At 68.0% G+C, this 16,791-nt stretch carries 15 protein-coding genes and 4 pseudogenes; 7 read left to right on the top strand and 12 right to left on the bottom strand.

Annotated features, from left to right (window positions below):
* Position 1: 1 nt before the first annotated feature.
* Positions 2–916, bottom strand: coding sequence for a LysR family transcriptional regulator (locus ACSJDS_RS20725; RefSeq protein ID WP_473035096.1), 915 nt, complete (start codon positions 914–916; stop codon positions 2–4).
* Between the two features lie 102 nt (positions 917–1,018).
* On the opposite strand from ACSJDS_RS20725, the pseudogene metE reads away from it, so the two are divergent.
* The 4 genes and pseudogenes from metE to ACSJDS_RS20705 all read left to right on the top strand — a co-directional run bounded on the left by metE (position 1,019) and on the right by ACSJDS_RS20705 (position 6,356).
* Positions 1,019–3,318 (top strand): annotated as a pseudogene (gene metE / locus ACSJDS_RS20720) (5-methyltetrahydropteroyltriglutamate--homocysteine S-methyltransferase).
* Between the two features lie 114 nt (positions 3,319–3,432).
* Positions 3,433–4,857, top strand: a complete 1,425-nt coding sequence (locus tag ACSJDS_RS20715; RefSeq protein ID WP_473034874.1) for an MliC family protein — start codon at positions 3,433–3,435, stop codon at positions 4,855–4,857.
* 143 nt (positions 4,858–5,000) lie between these two features.
* Positions 5,001–5,579 (top strand): superoxide dismutase, encoded by a 579-nt coding sequence (locus tag ACSJDS_RS20710; RefSeq protein ID WP_473034873.1) that lies wholly within the window; start codon positions 5,001–5,003, stop codon positions 5,577–5,579.
* 175 nt (positions 5,580–5,754) lie between these two features.
* Positions 5,755–6,356 (top strand): annotated as a pseudogene (locus tag ACSJDS_RS20705) (FMN-dependent NADH-azoreductase).
* A 160-nt stretch (positions 6,357–6,516) separates the two neighbouring features.
* On the opposite strand, the gene ACSJDS_RS20700 reads toward ACSJDS_RS20705, so the two are convergent.
* Both ACSJDS_RS20700 and ACSJDS_RS20695 read right to left on the bottom strand, forming a co-directional pair.
* A complete protein-coding gene (locus ACSJDS_RS20700) occupies positions 6,517–7,593 on the bottom strand; it encodes a metal-dependent hydrolase (protein ID WP_473034872.1) in 1,077 nt (358 codons plus the stop codon).
* Positions 7,594–7,749: 156 nt separating this feature from the next.
* On the bottom strand, positions 7,750–8,286 hold the full coding sequence (locus ACSJDS_RS20695) for a DNA-3-methyladenine glycosylase I (RefSeq protein WP_473034871.1): 537 nt from the start codon (positions 8,284–8,286) through the stop codon (positions 7,750–7,752).
* Between the two features lie 93 nt (positions 8,287–8,379).
* Here ACSJDS_RS20695 and ACSJDS_RS20690 point away from each other — a divergent pair, with 93 nt between their 5' ends.
* The 3 genes from ACSJDS_RS20690 to ACSJDS_RS20680 all read left to right on the top strand — a co-directional run bounded on the left by ACSJDS_RS20690 (position 8,380) and on the right by ACSJDS_RS20680 (position 9,991).
* The gene (locus tag ACSJDS_RS20690) at positions 8,380–8,871 is read left to right on the top strand and encodes a DUF411 domain-containing protein (RefSeq protein ID WP_473034870.1); all 492 of its coding nucleotides are present in this window, start codon (positions 8,380–8,382) and stop codon (positions 8,869–8,871) included.
* 198 nt (positions 8,872–9,069) lie between these two features.
* Positions 9,070–9,510 (top strand): lactoylglutathione lyase, encoded by a 441-nt coding sequence (gene gloA, locus ACSJDS_RS20685; protein WP_473034869.1) that lies wholly within the window; start codon positions 9,070–9,072, stop codon positions 9,508–9,510.
* A 34-nt stretch (positions 9,511–9,544) separates the two neighbouring features.
* Positions 9,545–9,991, top strand: a complete 447-nt coding sequence (locus ACSJDS_RS20680; RefSeq protein WP_473034868.1) for an META domain-containing protein — start codon at positions 9,545–9,547, stop codon at positions 9,989–9,991.
* A gap of 222 nt (positions 9,992–10,213) precedes the next feature.
* Here ACSJDS_RS20680 and ACSJDS_RS20675 read toward each other — a convergent pair whose 3' ends face one another.
* The 9 genes and pseudogenes from ACSJDS_RS20675 to ACSJDS_RS20635 all read right to left on the bottom strand — a co-directional run bounded on the left by ACSJDS_RS20675 (position 10,214) and on the right by ACSJDS_RS20635 (position 16,771).
* Positions 10,214–10,852, bottom strand: a complete 639-nt coding sequence (locus ACSJDS_RS20675; RefSeq protein WP_473034867.1) for a phosphatase PAP2 family protein — start codon at positions 10,850–10,852, stop codon at positions 10,214–10,216.
* On the bottom strand, positions 10,798–10,947 hold the full coding sequence (locus ACSJDS_RS20670) for a hypothetical protein (protein ID WP_473034866.1): 150 nt from the start codon (positions 10,945–10,947) through the stop codon (positions 10,798–10,800). The genes ACSJDS_RS20675 and ACSJDS_RS20670 overlap by 55 nt, the downstream gene beginning before the upstream one ends.
* A 105-nt stretch (positions 10,948–11,052) precedes the next feature.
* Complete coding sequence (locus tag ACSJDS_RS20665) at positions 11,053–11,829, bottom strand: 3-hydroxybutyrate dehydrogenase (RefSeq protein ID WP_473034865.1); 777 nt, start codon at positions 11,827–11,829, stop codon at positions 11,053–11,055.
* A 32-nt stretch (positions 11,830–11,861) separates the two neighbouring features.
* A pseudogene (locus ACSJDS_RS20660) lies at positions 11,862–13,231 on the bottom strand (TRAP transporter large permease).
* A 58-nt stretch (positions 13,232–13,289) separates the two neighbouring features.
* Positions 13,290–13,505 carry a hypothetical protein gene (locus ACSJDS_RS20655; RefSeq protein ID WP_473035117.1) on the bottom strand — a complete coding sequence of 72 codons (216 nt, stop codon included), beginning with the start codon at positions 13,503–13,505 and terminating at the stop codon, positions 13,290–13,292.
* Positions 13,506–13,626: 121 nt separating this feature from the next.
* A pseudogene (locus ACSJDS_RS20650) lies at positions 13,627–13,794 on the bottom strand (TRAP transporter small permease subunit); the annotation flags it as partial.
* A gap of 191 nt (positions 13,795–13,985) precedes the next feature.
* Entirely contained in the window at positions 13,986–14,834 is an 849-nt protein-coding gene (locus ACSJDS_RS20645) for a TRAP transporter substrate-binding protein (protein WP_473035095.1), read from the bottom strand.
* Positions 14,835–14,848: 14 nt separating this feature from the next.
* Positions 14,849–15,097 carry a hypothetical protein gene (locus ACSJDS_RS20640; protein ID WP_473035116.1) on the bottom strand — a complete coding sequence of 83 codons (249 nt, stop codon included), beginning with the start codon at positions 15,095–15,097 and terminating at the stop codon, positions 14,849–14,851.
* A 207-nt stretch (positions 15,098–15,304) separates the two neighbouring features.
* Positions 15,305–16,771 (bottom strand): sigma-54 interaction domain-containing protein, encoded by a 1,467-nt coding sequence (locus tag ACSJDS_RS20635; RefSeq protein WP_473034864.1) that lies wholly within the window; start codon positions 16,769–16,771, stop codon positions 15,305–15,307.
* Positions 16,772–16,791: the final 20 nt, after the last annotated feature.

Raw genomic sequence — 16,791 nt, 5'->3', positions numbered from 1 at the left:
ATCAGGCAGGCCTGATGCCCTCGAGCACCGCGAAGGAGGTCTCCCGCGCGGTGCGCAGGAAATCCTCCATCCACGGCTGCTCGCGGCTCTCTTCGCGGATGGCGGCGAACAGCGTGCTCCAGACCCCCTTCTCGCCCAGCGCCACCGCCTTGACATAGTCGCGCTCCAGATACTCGGTCAGCGCCCAGTTGGGCAGCGCGCAGACGCCGCGGCCGCTGGCCACCAGCTGCATCATCATGATGGTCAGCTCGGCGGTGCGGATCTCCCGGGGACGCACCCCGGCGGGGTCGAGAAACTGGGTGAAGACATCCAGCCGCGAATGCTCCACGGGGTAGGTGATCAGGGTCTCGTCGGCGAGCTCCTCCGGGGTAACGAAGCCGCGTTCGGCAAGCGGGTGCTGGCGGGCGACGGCCAGCAGCCCCTGATAGCGGAACAGCGGCTCGTAGTGCACGCCGGCCAGCGGCTGGGGGTCGGCGGTGATCACCAGGTCGAGCTGCTCCCGGGCCAGCGCCGGCAGCGGGTCGAAGTGGTGGCCGCCGGGGATATCCACCTCCACCTCAGGCCAGTGGTCGCGGAAGTGGTCGATGGTCGGCATCAGCCACTGAAAGCAGCTGTGACACTCGATGGCCATGTGCAGTCGGCCGGGCTCGTTGCCGGCCAGGCGCGCCAGGTCGCGCTCGGCCATGCGCACCTGGGGCAGCACCTGCTCGGCCAGGGCCAGCAGCCGCTGGCCGGCGCGGGTGAACTCCACCGGTCGTGTCTTGCGCACGAACAGCGGGCTGCCCAGGCGCTCTTCCAGATCCTTGATTTGGTGGGAGAGCGCCGACTGGGTGAGATGCACCCGCTCGGCGGCCTCCACCAGCGAGCCGGCATCGCGCAGGGCGAGCAGGGTGCGGAGATGGCGCAGTTCCAGCATCGTATGAAATCACCTCATGTTTTTAATTAAAAAGTTTAGTTTGATTCACTAGAGGTGGCCAGCGAGACTCTGCTGCATCACTCATGCAGAAGAGACATTATCATGACACTGGCTCATATCTCCGGCTACCCGCGCATCGGCGCCAATCGCGAACTGAAGCGGGCGCTGGAGCGCTACTGGCAGGGGGGCCTGGACCGGGAGGGATTGGAAACCGTGGGTCGCGAGCTGCGCGCCCGCCACTGGCAGGCCCAGCGCGATGCCGGCCTCGACCTGGTCACGGTGGGGACTTCGCCTTCTACGACCAGGTGCTCAACGTCTCCGCCCTGGTGGGGGCGGTGCCCCCGCGCTTCGCCGCCGAGGAGGAGGTCGCTCGCGGCGAGGTTGACCTGGACACCCAGTTCCGCATGGCCCGGGGCCGGGCGCCCAGCGGCGAGCCCGCCGCCGCCTGCGAGATGACCAAGTACTTCGATACCAACTACCACTACCTGGTCCCGGAGCTGCATGCCGGGCAGACCTTCCGTCTGGCCAGCAGCCGGCTGTTCGACGAGGTGGACGAGGCCCGCGAGGCGGGTCACTCGGTCAAGGTGACCCTCACTGGGCCGCTGACCTGGCTGTGGCTGGGCAAGGAGAAGGGCGACACCGACTTCGACCGCCTGTCGCTGCTCGAGGCGCTGCTGCCGGTCTATGGCGAGGTGCTGGCGCGGCTGGCCGAGCAGGGCGTGGCGTGGGTGCAGCTCGACGAGCCGGCGCTGGTCCAGGACCTGCCCCAGGCCTGGAAACAGGCCTTCGAGGCCGCCTACAGCGTGCTGGGGCGTGCCCCGGTCAAGCTGCTGGTGGCCAGCTACTTCGGCGGGCTGGGCGACAACCTGCAGCTGGCGGTCAACCTGCCGGTGGAGGGCCTGCATATCGACGCGGTGCGCGCCCCCGAGCAGCTGACCCCGGTGATCGACAACCTGCCCGGCTACAAGGTGCTCTCGGTGGGGGCCATCGACGGCCGCAACGTCTGGCGGGCCGACCTGGCCGCCCTGCACGAGCGCCTGGCCGGGGCGCGCATGCGCCTGGGCGAACGGCTGTGGATCGCTCCCTCCTGTTCGCTGCTGCACGTGCCGGTGGATCTGGCCGCCGAGACCGAGCTGGACGACGAACTCAAGGGCTGGCTGGCCTTCGCCCGCCAGAAGCTCGACGAGACGGTGACCCTGGCGCGGCTGCTGGACGGTCGGGCCGGCGACGCCGATCGCGCCCGCCGGGATGCCGCCACCGCGGCACTGGACGGGCGTCGCGAGTCGGCGCGGATTCACCGGCCGGCGGTGGCCGAGCGCCTGGCCCGGCTGAGCGAAGCCGATACCCGCCGCAACAGCGCCTACCCCGAGCGGGCGCGGGCCCAGCGGCGCAAGCTGGCGCTGCCGCTGTTTCCCACCACCACCATCGGCTCCTTTCCCCAGACCGCCGAGGTCCGCGCCGCCCGGCGGGCCTACAAGGCCGGCGAGCTCGACCGGGAGGCCTACGAGGCGCGGATGCGCGAAGAGATCGCCGCCACCGTGGCGCGCCAGGAGGCGCTGGGGATCGACATGCCGGTGCACGGCGAGGCCGAGCGCAACGACATGGTGGAGTACTTCGGCGAGCAGCTCGACGGCTTCGCCTTCACCCGCTTCGGCTGGGTGCAGAGCTACGGCTCGCGCTGCGTGAAGCCGCCGGTGATCGTCGGCGACGTGGCCCGCCCCGCACCGATGACGGTGCGCTGGAGCGAGTACGCCCAGTCGCTCACCGAGCGGCCCATGAAGGGGATGCTCACCGGGCCGGTGACGATCCTGCAATGGTCCTTCGTGCGTGACGACCAGCCCCGCGAGACCACCTGCCGCCAGATCGCCCTGGCCCTGCGCGACGAGGTGGCCGACCTCGAGGCGGCGGGGATTGCGGCCATCCAGATCGACGAGCCGGCGCTGCGCGAGGGGCTGCCCCTGCGCCAGGCGGAGTGGCAGGGCTATCTCGACTGGGCGGTGACCTGCTTCCGCCTCACCGCGGCGGTGGCCGACGACGCTACCCAGATTCACACCCACATGTGCTACTCGGAGTTCAACGACATCATCGGCTCCATCGCCGCGCTGGATGCCGATGTGATCACTATCGAGACCTCGCGTTCCGACATGGAGCTGCTCGACGCCTTCCAGGACTTCGCCTATCCCAACGAGATCGGCCCCGGCGTCTACGACATCCACTCGCCGAACATTCCCGAGGTGGACTGGATGGTGGCGCTGATGGAGAAGGCCGCCGAGCGTATCCCGGTCGACCGGCTGTGGGTCAACCCCGACTGCGGGCTGAAGACCCGCGGCTGGGCCGAGGTGGAGCCGGCGCTGGCCAACATGGTCAAGGCCGCCGAGACGCTGCGCCGCCGCCACGGCTGAGCACGGCGTGTGCGAAAGCCGGGTCGGCATCGACGACAGGCGCCGGGGCCAAGTGCCCCGGCGCCTGGTATGCTGGCGTCCATGGACCGTCGATCCGCGCAAGGAGCCACCCCGATGTCTCATCTCTCCGCCTCTGTCTCCCCGTCCACTTTGCCGCGCCCCGCGCTGGGGCTGGTCGCCCTGCTGATGCTGGCCGGCTGTGCCGCCCCCGGTGAAGGCCCCCGGCCCGAAATCCGCGATGCCGCCCCCTCCCCGGAAGAGCCCGAGGCGACGGAAGCGGCCCTGGAGGCGCCCTCCGCGCCGCTGCTGCCTTCGCTGCTGTTCGCCGGCGGCGCCCGGGAATTTCAGGCCTGGCGCTGCATGCCGGCTCAAGATCTGGTCTCGGTGCAGGCCAACGATGAGCTGCGGCTGTGGTCGGCCCACGGCGCCTATCGGCTGCAGCCGGCGGTGGTGGCCAGCGGGGCCCGTTTTCAGCATGGTGACATCAGCTTCTGGTCGAAGGGCGAGGAGGCGCTGGTCGAGAGCGCCAACGGCCGGCTCGACTGCACCCGGGATGCGACCCGCAAGACGCTGACCCGCCAGGAGCGTCCCGGGGTGATGTTCCATGCCCGGGGCAACGAGCCGGGCTGGGTCGCCGATCTGGCCCACGACGTGCCCGAGGTGAGCCTGCTGCTGGACTACGGCACCCGGGAGCTGACGCTGCCCTACCGGGTCACCGAGATGGACAACGCCGCGGGGCGGGTGACCCTGGCCAGTGGCCGCAGTGACACGCCCTTCGAGCTGCGCCTGGAGGCGCGGGCCTGCTTCGATGACATGAGCGGTGAGCCCTTTCCGGCGCGGGTGACCCTGACCCTCGAGGGGAAAGCTATCGGGGCTGTGGCCAGGGTATCGCGCCTACTCCTCCGTGATCCGGTAGGCGCAGCGCCGGGCGCCGGCCAGCACATGGTCGAGGCGCTCGACGCTGACGTCCTCGCCCAGCGCGGCGCGAAACACCTGAAGCTCCGACTGGCACAGGGCCGGGCAGGCCTGGGCCGCGCTGCAGATCGGGCAGTGGTTCTCGATCAGCAGCAGGCTGCCATCGTCCTCCCGGTGCCACTCGGCCATGTAGCCCTCCCGGGCGCGGAGCTCGGCGAGCCGGGCCACGCGCTCGCCCAGCGAGGCGCAGGCGGCCAGCTCGCGACGATAGAGCGCCAGGGTCTCGGCCTCGCGGGTGTCCACCAGGCGCTTCAGCGCCGGCTCTCCGAGGGTGTCGCGCACGCTGACGATCAGCCTCGCCGCCAGCTCGGCGTGGGTGTCGGGAAACCGGCGGTGCCCCGCCTCGGTGAGCCGCCACTCGGTGACCGGCCGCCCCACGCCTCCCGGGCGCGGGCGCTGGGCCACCAGCCCCTGGCGCGCCAGCTTGCCGAGCTGCTGGCGGGCGTTTTCGCCGCTGGTGCCCAGCATCTCGCCCAGGGCGGCGGCGGAGTGCGGGCCGCGGGTCTTCAGCAGGTGCAGCAGCCGCTCGCCGGCGGTGGCGGGTTTTTCATTAGGATCGCTTGACATGGCGTCTGATGGAATTAACCTAGTGATCGCTTTGAAAATTACGCTGCAATGAAAATACCGACGGGGCGGCCATCAGGCAAGCCGGCGAGTCCGGCAGGGATCGCCCCGATTCCCACCGTGAAAAGCAAGGAGCGACCAGCATGGCATTCGAACTGCCCGCACTGCCGTACGAGAAGAACGCCCTCGAGCCGCACATCTCCGCCGAGACCCTCGAGTATCACTACGGCAAGCACCACCAGGCCTACGTCACCAAGCTCAACGAGCTGACCGAAGGCACCGAGGACGCCAACAAGTCCCTGGAGGAGATCATCAAGTCCTCCTCCGGCGGCCTGTTCAACCAGGCGGCCCAGGTGTGGAACCACACCTTCTACTGGCACTGCCTGTCTCCCAACGGCGGCGGCGAGCCGAGCGGCGCCCTGGCCGAGGCCATCAACGCCAAGTTCGGCTCCTTCGACAAGTTCAAGGAGACCTTCAACGCCAACGCCGTGGCTAACTTCGGCTCCGGCTGGACCTGGCTGATCAAGACCGACGACGGCGGCGTGGACATCGTCAACACCAGCAACGCCGACACCCCCATCGCCCACGGCCAGACCCCGCTGCTGACCATCGATGTGTGGGAGCACGCCTACTACATCGACTACCGCAACGCGCGTCCGAAGTACCTCGAGAACGTGTGGAACGTGCTTAACTGGGACTTCGTCGCCCAGAACTTCAGCTGATTGCCGGCGCCGCGGCCGCGGCGCCTGCCGGCTGACATGCGGGGCCTCGTCGGAAACGGCGGGGCCCCGTTTTTTCGATTTTATTGAATGTCACGCCCGGATTTTTCTGCTTTTCGTTGCACTAAATGCACGCAATCATGGCTCCCATGATTCATCGCCTATCAAGGAGCTTGCCATGACCACCCGGACTCTCGTTCTCACCTCCTCCATTCTCGGCCAGCAGGGCCAGTCCATCGCCCTGGCCGAGCACTTCAAGCAGCGGGTCGCCACCCGGGACGACGTGCAAGTCACCGAGCGCGACCTGGTGGCCGAAGCGCTGCCCCATCTCGACATCGCCGAGCTCTCCAGCTGGCAGCAGCCGGCGGATGAGCGGACCGCCGAGCAGCGCGAGCTGGCGGCCCGCTCGGATGCGCTGATCGAGGAGCTGCGGGCCCATGACCTGCTGGTGCTGGCGGTGCCGCTCTACAACCTGGGCATTCCCTCTCAGCTCAAGGCCTGGTTCGACCGGGTGATGCGCGCCGGGGAAACCTTCCGCTACACCGAGAACGGTCCCCAGGGGTTGCTCGAAGGCAAGCGTGCGGTGATCCTGGCGGCCCGCGGCGGCCAGTACGCCGGCACCGAGCTCGACAGCCAGACCCCCACCTCAAGGGGATGCTGGGGCTGATCGGCATTACCGATGTGCAGGTGGTCTACGCCGAGGGGCTGGCCATGGGACGCAAGGACGTCGCCATGACCGAGGCCAAGCAGGCCGTCGATGGGCTGGTCGAGCGCCTCTAAGGAAACACTGCACAAATGCCTGCGCGAGCGAATCGCTGCGTTGCGCGGTGCGCGGAATCCTCACATATACCCCATATGCTCCGGTTCCTGTGCTCCGGGCGCCTTGCGCTTCATCTCGCTCGGCGATTTGTTCAGCGCTTCCTAAGGCGCCCGGCGGCCATCAACACCGCTCAGGTGTTTCCACCACCCAGCGGCTGGCCACGAAGTCGCTGGTGCACAGCATCGGGTCGGGGCTGAGGATGCGCTGCATCAGGCGGGGCAGCGCCGCCAGGCGCGCCTCGTCGGCCTGGTAGGGGCTCGCCAGCTGCTCGGTGACGGCCAGCGGCTGCCACTCGCCGCCCTCCCGGGTGGCCAGGGTGAAAACGAAGGGATGAAAGCCGGGAAAGCCCAGGCGCAGATCGGTGGCGGTAAGCGTCTCGCGGCCGTCGATCATCTCCGCCTCGTAGCGCAGGAAGGGGCCGGCGAACCAGTCCAGCTGTCGCCCCTGTTCGATAGCCAGCGCTTCCGATTCCAGCGCCGCGCCGCGGGTATAGGTCTCCAGCCGCGGCGGCGTCGCGCCGTCGAAAAGACCGATCAGCACCTCATGGTGGGCGTCGCCGTCCACCACCGTGGCCCGCCACAGCAGCGTATTGAAGGGCGTGGGCTGCACCACCCGCGGCGCGTCCTGCAGGCCGTGCTCGGCCAGCAGCGGCTCGAGCCGCTGCTCCACCAGCTGCTTGGCACCGAAGGCGAAGACCAGATAGGCACAGGAGAGCGCCAGCCCCCAGGCCGGGCCGCGCCGGCCGTTGCCGGTGATCAGTGCCACGCCGATGCCCGCCAGCAGCGGCAGGGTGTAGAGCGGGTCGATGATGAACACGATGGGATAGGCGGTGGGGGGCACGTCCAGCGGCCACCACAGCTGGGTACCGTAGGTGGTCAGGGCATCCAGCAGCGGGTGAGTGGTCAGGCAGAGCACGAAGAAGAGCCACCAGTGCCCCAGCGGAATCGCTCTGGCCGATTGCCATCGTGAGGCGAGCAGGGCCAGCAGGGTGCCGAGCCCCGTCAGCACGAACAGCGAGTGGCTGAAGCCGCGATGCTCGGTGACGTTGGCCACGGCATCGCCGTAGTCGAGAAGTACGTCCAGGTCGGGTGACATGCCCAGGAGCGCGCCGAAGACTACCGCCTTGCGGCCCAGTCGGCGGCCCAGTACCACTCCACCTACCGCGCCGCCCAGGGCGGCATGGGTGACGGGATCCATCGGGAGGGGCTCCTCGCTGAGAGTGCCCGACTATGATGCCATGGGTGCAGGCTCGGTTCCCGCTTGCTCACCAGGCCGATGATTAGCGCAGATGGCAGCTCGCTTGGGACTTTTCCGTCGACAAGTCTATGGGGAGTTGACGGCAATGCCCTTTGCTCACGCCCGAGCCCACCTTGGCCCTGCCTCGAGGATATGCGCCTGCACCGGGCAGTCGTCGCGGTGGGCGCCGGGCAGGTAGCCGGTGCTCATCAGAAACTCTCCGACGATCTCGGGGCCGGTAAAGCGGAAGGTGCGCTTGAACAGGCGCACCCAGTCGCCGTGGTCGAGCGGATGGTGATGATCCAGCCACGCCTTGAAGCTGCCGTGCTCGCGCTGCAGCGCCTGGATCACCCCGGCGTTGTGGATCACCGCCGCGACCTTGAGCCGGTTGCGAATGATCGTGGCGTCGCCGAGCAGGCGTTGGCGCTCACCGTCACCGTAGGCGGCAACCTTTGCGATATCGAAGTGGTCGAAGGCACGACGAAACGCCTCGCGCTTCTTGAGCACCGTCAGCCAGGAGAGGCCGGCCTGGTTGATCTCCAGCGCCAGACGCTCAAACAGCGCGGCGTCATCGGCCACCGGGAAACCGTACTCCCGATCGTGATAGGGGCCATGAAACGGATGACCCGGTGCCAGATCACAATAGTGCGACATTTCCACTCTCTTTCCATTGGCAGGTATTGGCAAGCCGTTGACGGCTTGTCACGATTCCACTATCCGGTGTCAACGCTTCAGGAGCCACCCAGCATGAAAAGCCTACCCATGAACCGCAAGGCGAGAAAGATGACGGCGTTCTCGCTGCTGGCCGGCGGCGCCCTGGCCGTCTACCTCGCCTTCGCGCCCGGTACCAGCCCCCAGGCCGGCACCGTGGTCGAGATGTACCAGGACCCCAACTGCGGCTGCTGTGACGCCTGGGCCGAACACCTGGAGGCCGAGGGCTTCACGGTCGAGCAGCACCGGACTCGCGACGTGCGCTCGGTGAAGATCGAGCACGGCGTCAGCCCGGAGCTGGCCTCCTGCCACACCGCCCTGGTGGACGGCTACGTGATCGAGGGCCATGTGCCCGCCGCGGATATCCACCGCCTGCTGGAGGAGCGCCCCGACGTGGTCGGCCTCACGGTGCCGGGCATGCCCCACGGCTCCCCGGGCATGGAGACCGGGCAGTACGATGACTATCAGGTGTTGACCTGGCAGCATGACGATCGTACCCCGGCGGTATTCAGCGAGTACACTCACTGAGTCGAGCCCCGTCGGTGTTGATTGCCAAGAGCGATAGCGATCGGGGCTGATCCGGCGACAGGTCTGTGCGGAGGCGCTGTGAACCCTTCCCTGGGCGCTATTTTTGCCATCCCTGGCAAAAGACCTCCGCGACGACCTGTCCCCGGCGCCCCTCGACATGCTCCGCTGAGATAGGCCTGATTAAAGAAAGGAGCCGATATGCAGTACCTGCACACCATGGTGCGCGTCAGCGACCTCGAGGCCTCGCTGCGCTTCTACTGCGACCTGCTGGGCCTCAAGGAGGTGCGGCGCAAGGAGAATGAGAAGGGGCGCTTCACCCTGGTCTTCTTGGCCGCCCCGGAAGATGAGGCGCGCTCCGCCGAGCTCAAGGCGCCGGAGCTCGAGCTCACCTACAACTGGGACCCGGAGACGTATACCGGCGGGCGCAACTTCGGCCACCTGGCCTACCGGGTCGACGATATCTACGCCCTGTGCGAGAAGCTCCAGAGCGCCGGGGTGACCATCAACCGCCCGCCGCGAGACGGCCACATGGCCTTCGTGCGCAGCCCCGACGGCATTTCCGTCGAGCTGCTGCAGAAGGGCGAGGCGCTGCCCGCCCGAGAGCCCTGGGCCTCCATGGAAAATACCGGCACCTGGTGAGATGCCGGTCCCTGACAAGGAAGAATATCGAGACATGACGACCAAGCTTCCGGCCCGCCTGGGCCTGGTAATGGCCGCCACGCTGCTGTTGGCGGCCTGCGGCAGCCGCCCCGATGCGCCGCCAGAGCGCGAGGTGAGCCTCTCGGGGCCGGTGGTGGAGCAGCGCTGGAACTTGCTGCTGGTGGGCACCGACGAGCGCCTCTCCCTGCCCCAGCCTGCCTGGTTTCGCATCGATGAAAAGGGCCGGGTGACGGGCAGCGACGGTTGCAACGAGATGCGGGGCCGGGTGCGCCTGGGAGAGCATCAGCGCATCGAGTTCACCGAGCTTGCCACCACCCGCCGCGCCTGCCCCCAGGGCGAGAACGCGGCCCGCGTCACCGGCATGCTGGAAACCGCCTACCGCTACCTGATCGACCACGACCGGCTGGTCTTCTTCGGCCCCGACCAGCGAGTGCTGGGCGGCTGGCGCAAGGCCAACTGACGAAAGCGCGGATTCGCTACTGCGCTCGACGACCCACATGGATGTGGGAAGTGCGTTGGTTCGTCGGGAACGAACCTAGCCATCCTGGCCGCCGGCGGTACCGAAGCGTCGGACCGTCACAATCCTCATTGAGCAGCCAGTCAACTCCGGTTGCTCCGTTCCGGCGGCGGCCAGCCTATCTTCGCTCGTTACGCGACTATGCGCTTTCTTCGCGAAAGGCTGTTAGCGCCCTGGCAGCAGTGCCAGAACCTTGGCCAGCCCCGCGGTGATGCCCCGCGACAGCCAGGGGCCCACCGGCGTCAGCAGGATCCAGGGGGCGACGATCAGGTTGATGACCAGCGCGGCGAAGTAGACGTCGCTGAACCAGTGGGCGCCACTGAGAATCCGCGGGGCGCTGAGGATCACCGCCGTCACCGCGCTGACCAGCATCACCTTGAGGCCGGCGAAGCGCCACATGAAGGCGGTGAACAGGATCAGGTTGACGCCGTGGTCGCCCGGAAAGCTCGACCCGGAGCTGTCCTTGGTGGAGAAGTCGACCATCTGGGTGACCAGGTTGACGTCCTCATAGACCAGGGTGGGGCTGGGATGGGTGTAGGGCACCACCATGCGAACCCCCTGGGCGATGAACACCGCGGTGAGCAGCATGGTGATGCCGGTGCCGCCCCAGCGCAGCATCCGCTGGTGCGGCTCCGGGTCGCGGCCGATGGCCCACAGGTAGATCGCCAGCAGGATGAAGAAGCTGACCACGTCGAAGAGCCGTGCGTTGGTGGCGGCCACCAGCCAAACCCAAGCGCTGTTGTCTTCCGTCAGCCAGGCGTTGGTGACGAAGAAGACGGCATCATCCAGCTCTGTCCAGAACATGACCCGGGCGAGATCCAGGTCAGGATCAGCGCCACCCCCAGCAGGTTGAAGAGCAGCAGCTTGGGCAGATCGAGCTTGGGGGTAGTCGGCGGCATCGCAATGGCTAGGTTGGGGAATTGTGACGCTATTTTAGGCCAAATGGCGATAACAGAACAGTGTTCCCCAACTGCCTTGCCCCGGCTGCCCCCTGGCTGACCCGGCTACTGCATGTACCAGCCGTGACTGGCCACCACCGACTGCCCGGTGAGCGCTGCCGTGGGAAACGCCGCCAGGTGAAGTGCCACCTCGGCGATATCCTCCAGGGTGGTGAACTCGCCGTCGACGGTATCCTTGAGCATCACGTCGCGCACCACGGCCTCCTCGGAGATGCCCAGGGCCTGGGCCTGCTCGGGGATCTGGCGATCCACCAGCGGCGTGCGCACGAAGCCCGGGCAGATCACGTTGGTGCGTACGCGGTGCGCGGCCCCCTCCTTGGCCACCGTGCGGCACAGCCCCAGCAGAGCGTGTTTGGCCGCCACATAGGGGGCCTTCAGCGGCGAGGCTAGCTTGCTGTGTACCGAGCCCATGTACAGTAGACAGCCACCCTCATCCTGGCGATACATCTGGCGCAGCGCGGCGCTGGTCACCAGGAAAGCGCCGTCCAGGTGAACGGCGGTGACCTTGCGCCAGTCGGCGAAGCTCAGGGTGTGCAGCGGCTCGATGTGCTGGATGCCGGCGTTGGCCAGCACCACGTCCAGGCGGCCCCAGCGCGCTACCAGGGCCTCAACGCCGGCGTTGACCGCCGCTTCGTCGGTGACGTCCATGGCCAGCGCCATGGCCTCGCCGCCGGCCTCGCGGATTCCCGCGGCGGTCCGTTCGGCCGCTGCCAGGTCGAGGTCGGCGATGGCCACCCGGGCCCCTTCGCGGGCGTAGCGCTCGGCCACGGCGCGACCGATACCGCCGGCGGCACCGGTGATCAGGGCGGTCTTGTCAATCATGCGCATAAGGGTATCTCCAGGTTAAAGGGCGGTCAGCGACCGCCGTAGACTTCACTGGGCAGCCAGGTCGCCAGTGGCGAGAAGGCGAACACCAGCAGCAGGCCCAGCAGTTGGATGGCCACGAAGGGGGCGACCCCGCGATAGATATCGCCAGTGGTGATCCCCGGGGGCAGACGCCCTTGATGTAAAAGAGCGCGAAGCCCACCGGCGGGGTTAAGAACGAGGTCTGCAGGCAGATGGCGAAGAGAATGGCGAACCACAGCGGATCCACGCCCAGGCTCATCACCACCGGGGCCACCAGCGGCAGGATGATCAGGGTGATCTCCACCCAGTCGAGGAAGAAGCCGAGCAGGAACACCACCGCCAGGATGGTCAACACGATGCCGGTCTCGCCGAAGGGCAGCCCGGTGAGCGCCAGGCGCACCACGTCGTCGCCGCCCAGGCCGCGCAGCACCGCGGCAAAGACCGTGGCGCCGATGAAGATCGCGAAGATAAAGGCGGTGGTGCGGCTGGTCTGATAGAGCGCATCGCGCACCTTGGCCACGGTCAGGCGGCGGTTGGCCAGGGCCAGCAGCATGGCGCCCAGCGCCCCCACCGCCGAGGCCTCGGTGGTGGTGGCGAAGCCGGTGAAGATCGAGCCCAACACCGCCAGGATCAGCCCCAGCGGCGGCAATACGGCCAGAAACACCTGCAGGTAGGCGCGGGCATCCAGGGGTTCGCGGTTCTTGGGGGCCGGGGCCAGGTCCTTCTTCAGGTAGGCGGCGATCAGGATGTAGGCGATATACATCAGCCCCAGCATCACGCCGGGCACCAGGGCCGCCATGAACAGCCGTCCCACCGAGGCGTCGGAGGTACCCATCCGGTCGGCCATCAGCACCAGCATGATGCTTGGCGGTACCAGGATGCCCAGGGTGCCCACCGAACAGGCGGTGCCCACGGCCAGCGACTTATCGTACTGGGCGCGCATCATCGGCCCCAGCGACAGCATGCCGAGCAGCACCACCGAAGCGCCGACGATGCCGGTGGAGGCGGCCAGCAGCACGCCGACGATCACCACGGTGACGGCGTAGCCGCCGCGCAGCCCGCCCAGCACCCGAACCAGGGAGTTCATCAGCCGCTCGGCGATGCCGGAGCGGTCGAGCATGATGCCCATGAAGATGAACAGCGGCAGGGCCACCATCAGCTCATTGGAGACGATGCCGTAGATGCGTCGGTCCAGTACGCCGATGGTGCCGCCCCAGGAGAACCACAGGTCGGCGGCGAAGACCTCCACCAGTAGGTGGCCGATCACGGCGAAGACGAAGCCGACGCCGGCCAGCGACCAGGCGACGGGGAAGCCCAGCAGCAGCAGGCTCATGAAGCTGGCGAACATGGCCAGCACGAGGAGTTGTTCCAGTCCCATAGTCAATCTCGATGCGTTAGCGAAGCAAGGCCCGGGGGGCGGGAAGCCGGCCAGGGCGCTACTGACGCGGCGTGGTGCGCGCCAGGCGCCGCGGGAAGCCGAACAGCAGGGTGGTGCAACGCAGGGCGCGGGAGGCCAGCGCGACCGCCACCAGGGTCAGGCCGATGGGAATCAGGGTCTTGATGATGAAGCGATAGGGCAGGCCGCTGGGGGCCTGAGAGCGCTCGCCGCGCGCAAAGGAGCGGTAGCCGTACTGGTACAGCTGCTCCACCATCAGATAGAGAATCGGCAGGGCGAGCAGAACGATGCCCAGCAGCTCGATCCAGGCTTGGGCCCTGAAGCGAGAATTTCTCGCGGATCACGTCCACGCGCACGTGATCGTCGCTGACCACGGCGTAGGCCAGGGTCAGGATCATGGTGGCACCGAACAGGTGCCAGGAGAGCTCTTCCACGGCGATGGAACCGCGGCCGAGGATGAAGCGGTTGACCACGTTGGTCAGCACCACCGCCAGGGTGGCGAGCCACAGCCAGGAGATGACCCGCCCGACCGTCAGGATGGCCATGTCAAGGCGGTAGCTCAGGCGGTTGGTGGGCAGCTCAGGCGCAGAGTGCCCTTCCGGCGCCGGGGCGCCGGAGGCGGAATCGTGCACGCTCATGGGGTGGCTCCGTGGCGTCGATGCGGGATACGGAAGTAACGAGGCAGCTGGCCGCCCCCTGCGGGCGGCGGCCGGCGTTCAGGCGGCGATGGCGCGCATCACTCCTCGTCGAGGGCCTCGGGGGCGTAGTAGGAGCGCGGCAGGTGGCCTTTCACGTGCCAGTTGCCGTGCACCTTCATGAACTCACGCTGGCTTTCGAGCACGCGGGCGAACATCTCGTCCTCGGCGGCGATCTCGGCCTGCACCTCGTTGGTCACCCGACGCAGCTCGCCGAGGATCTCGTCGGGGAGCACCTGGGCGTTGACGCCCTCTTCCTCGAAGTCGCGAAGCGCCTTGGGGTTCTCCATCTCGCTCTCGGAGTAGCCGTACAGCGTCGCGGCGCGGCAGCCCATGTCGATGGTGGCGCGGGTCTGGGGCTCCAGGGCGTCCCAGCTCTCCTGGTTGATCAGCAGGTGGGCGGTGGTGAAGGTCTGATGCCAGCCCGGCAGCACGTAGTTCTGGACGATCTCCTGCATGCCCAGGATGCGGTCGACGGCCGGCGCCGAGAACTCCATGGCATCGATGGTGCCGCGCTCCATGGCCTGGTAGAGCTCGCCGCCGGGAATCATGGTGACCGAGGCGCCCAGGCGCTCCATCACGCGCCCGCCGATGCCGGCAAAGCGGATGCGCAGGCCGTCGATCTGCTCCAGGTCCTCGAGGGGTTCGGCGAACCAGCCGGCGGCCTCGGGGCCGATCATGCTGCACAGCAGCGGATGGACGTCGTAGTCCGCGTAGATCTCCTCGAGCAGTTCGGCACCGCCGCCGAAATAGTGCCAGGCCAGGTAGGCGGGCGGCTCCATGCCGAAGGGGGCGCCGGCAAACAGCGGCAGGGCGGGGATGCTGCCCTGATCGTAGCCGACCCAGGTGAAGCCGGCCGGATAGCGACCTTCCGATACCGCATCGAGGATCTCGAAGGGCGGGATCAGCTCGCCCGGCTCGTAGTAGCGCAGGTTGATGTTGCCCCGGAGACCTGGTCCAGCGACTCGCTGAGATAGCGTACCGGGGTGCTGAGCCCCACCAGGTGGGAGGGAAAGGCGATGGGCACCTGCCAGCGCACCCGCTCCTGGGCTTCGGCCGAGCTGGCCCCGGCGGCGCCCAGCAGCAGAGAGGCGCCGGCGACGCCGAGAGTGAGGGGGCGAAGCAGGCTGGCGAAAGAGGTCTTGGAGGACATGACGGCTCCTTGAAGCGGTTGTTGTTGGCATAGACGCGCCACGCGGCGTGGCGCCTGGCCATGTCATTGCAGACTCCGTGCCATCTTTGGAAAGCGATTTAAAAACAAGGGGTTGTAGTCGTGGCTCGGGAAGGGTGTTAGGCAGGGTGTCCGGATATACAGACAATGTTCGACCTTGGTTCGAGACGAAGGTGTCCGAAAATCCGGTCAGGTGTCTGGTTTTTCAGACAGTCGAGCCAGTTTTTCATATAGCACCGAGCGGGGAATGCCCAGCAGGCGGGCGGCGCGGGATTTGTTGCCGTGGCAGGCGTTCAGCGCATTGTGCAGGGCGGTGCGCTCCGCCTCGGCCACCACCTGGGCCAGCGGGCGCACCGGGGAGGGGCCGGCCGGCCCGGGGAGCGTGTCGTCGGGCGCGGCGGGCAGGGTGGTGAGCAGCGCCGGGGCGTCGATCACGCTGCATGCCTCATGGAGGGCCAGGGTCTGCTCGAGGGTGTTGCGCAGTTCGCGAATGTTGCCCGGCCAGTCGTGGCGCTGCAGCAGTGCCACCGCCTCGGCGGTGATCTCGGCGCGTGGCTCGCCGCTCTCCGCAGACAGCCTGCCAAGGATCGCCTCGCAGAGAATGCCCAGGTCCGCCAGGCGTTCCCGCAGCGGCGGCACGCGAATGCGCAGCACGTTGAGCCGGTAGTAGAGATCGGAGCGGAAGCTGCCCTCGGTGACCATGGCCTCGAGATCGCGGCTGGTGGCGGCGATCAGGCGCACGTCCACCGACTTGACCTCGTTGGAGCCCAGCGGCTCCACTTCGCCCTCCTGAAGAGCGCGCAGCAGCTTGGCCTGCAGCGGCAACGGCATGTCGCCGATCTCGTCGAGAAACAGGGTGCCGCCGCTGGCCAGCTGGAACTTGCCCTGCCGCGCCCGCCGGTCGGCGCCGGTGTAGGCGCCGGGGGCAACGCCGAAGAACTCCGCCTCCAGCAGGGTCTCCGGCACTGCCGCCACGTTGACCGCCACGAAGGGCTGCGCGTAGCGGGGCGAGTCGCCATGGATGGCCTGGGCCAGCACCTCCTTGCCGGTGCCGGTCTCGCCCAGCAGCAGCACTGGGGTGGAGCGGGCCGCCGCCAGCCGGGCGCGGCGCTTGACCTCCAGCACGCCGGGACTGGCGCCGATAAAGTCGCCCAGGGCGTAGCGGGCCCCGCGGCTCGCCAGGGCGCGGCGGGCCACCGCCAGGTCGTGCTGCAGGCGGCGGTACTTGCCCATCAGCGGCGTCAGCGCCTCCAGGTCCTCGAAGACGATGAAGGCCACGGCGCCGGTAATGGCGCCGGTCTGGCGGTCGTGCAGCGGCAGCCGGGTGACCACCAGCTGATGCGCCCCGTACTCCATGATGTCGAGCAGGATAGGACGGCCGCTGCGCACCACCTCCGGCATGCGGGTGTGGGGGATCACCTCGCCCACCGGTCGGCCGATCGCGCTGGCCGGGTCGTCGATGCCCAGCAGACGACAGTAGCTGTCGGTGATCCAGGTGAGCCGCGCCTGGGCATCCACCGAGATGGCGCCGGCGCTGGCATGCTCGAACAGCGGAAACAGCGGGCTGATCGCCTCCCGCGTCAGCCCCGCGCTCAGGGGGCTGGGAGGGTCGGATGGCGGGCCACTGCCACTCTGCCGTTGGTCGCGGCGGCGCATCTCAGGGGTCCCCGGCCGCC

The organism is Halomonas sp. SL18_1 (assembly GCF_055755715.1).
The sequence above is the reverse complement of the archived record's forward strand: the minus strand, read 5'-3'. Positions and strand labels throughout refer to the sequence as shown.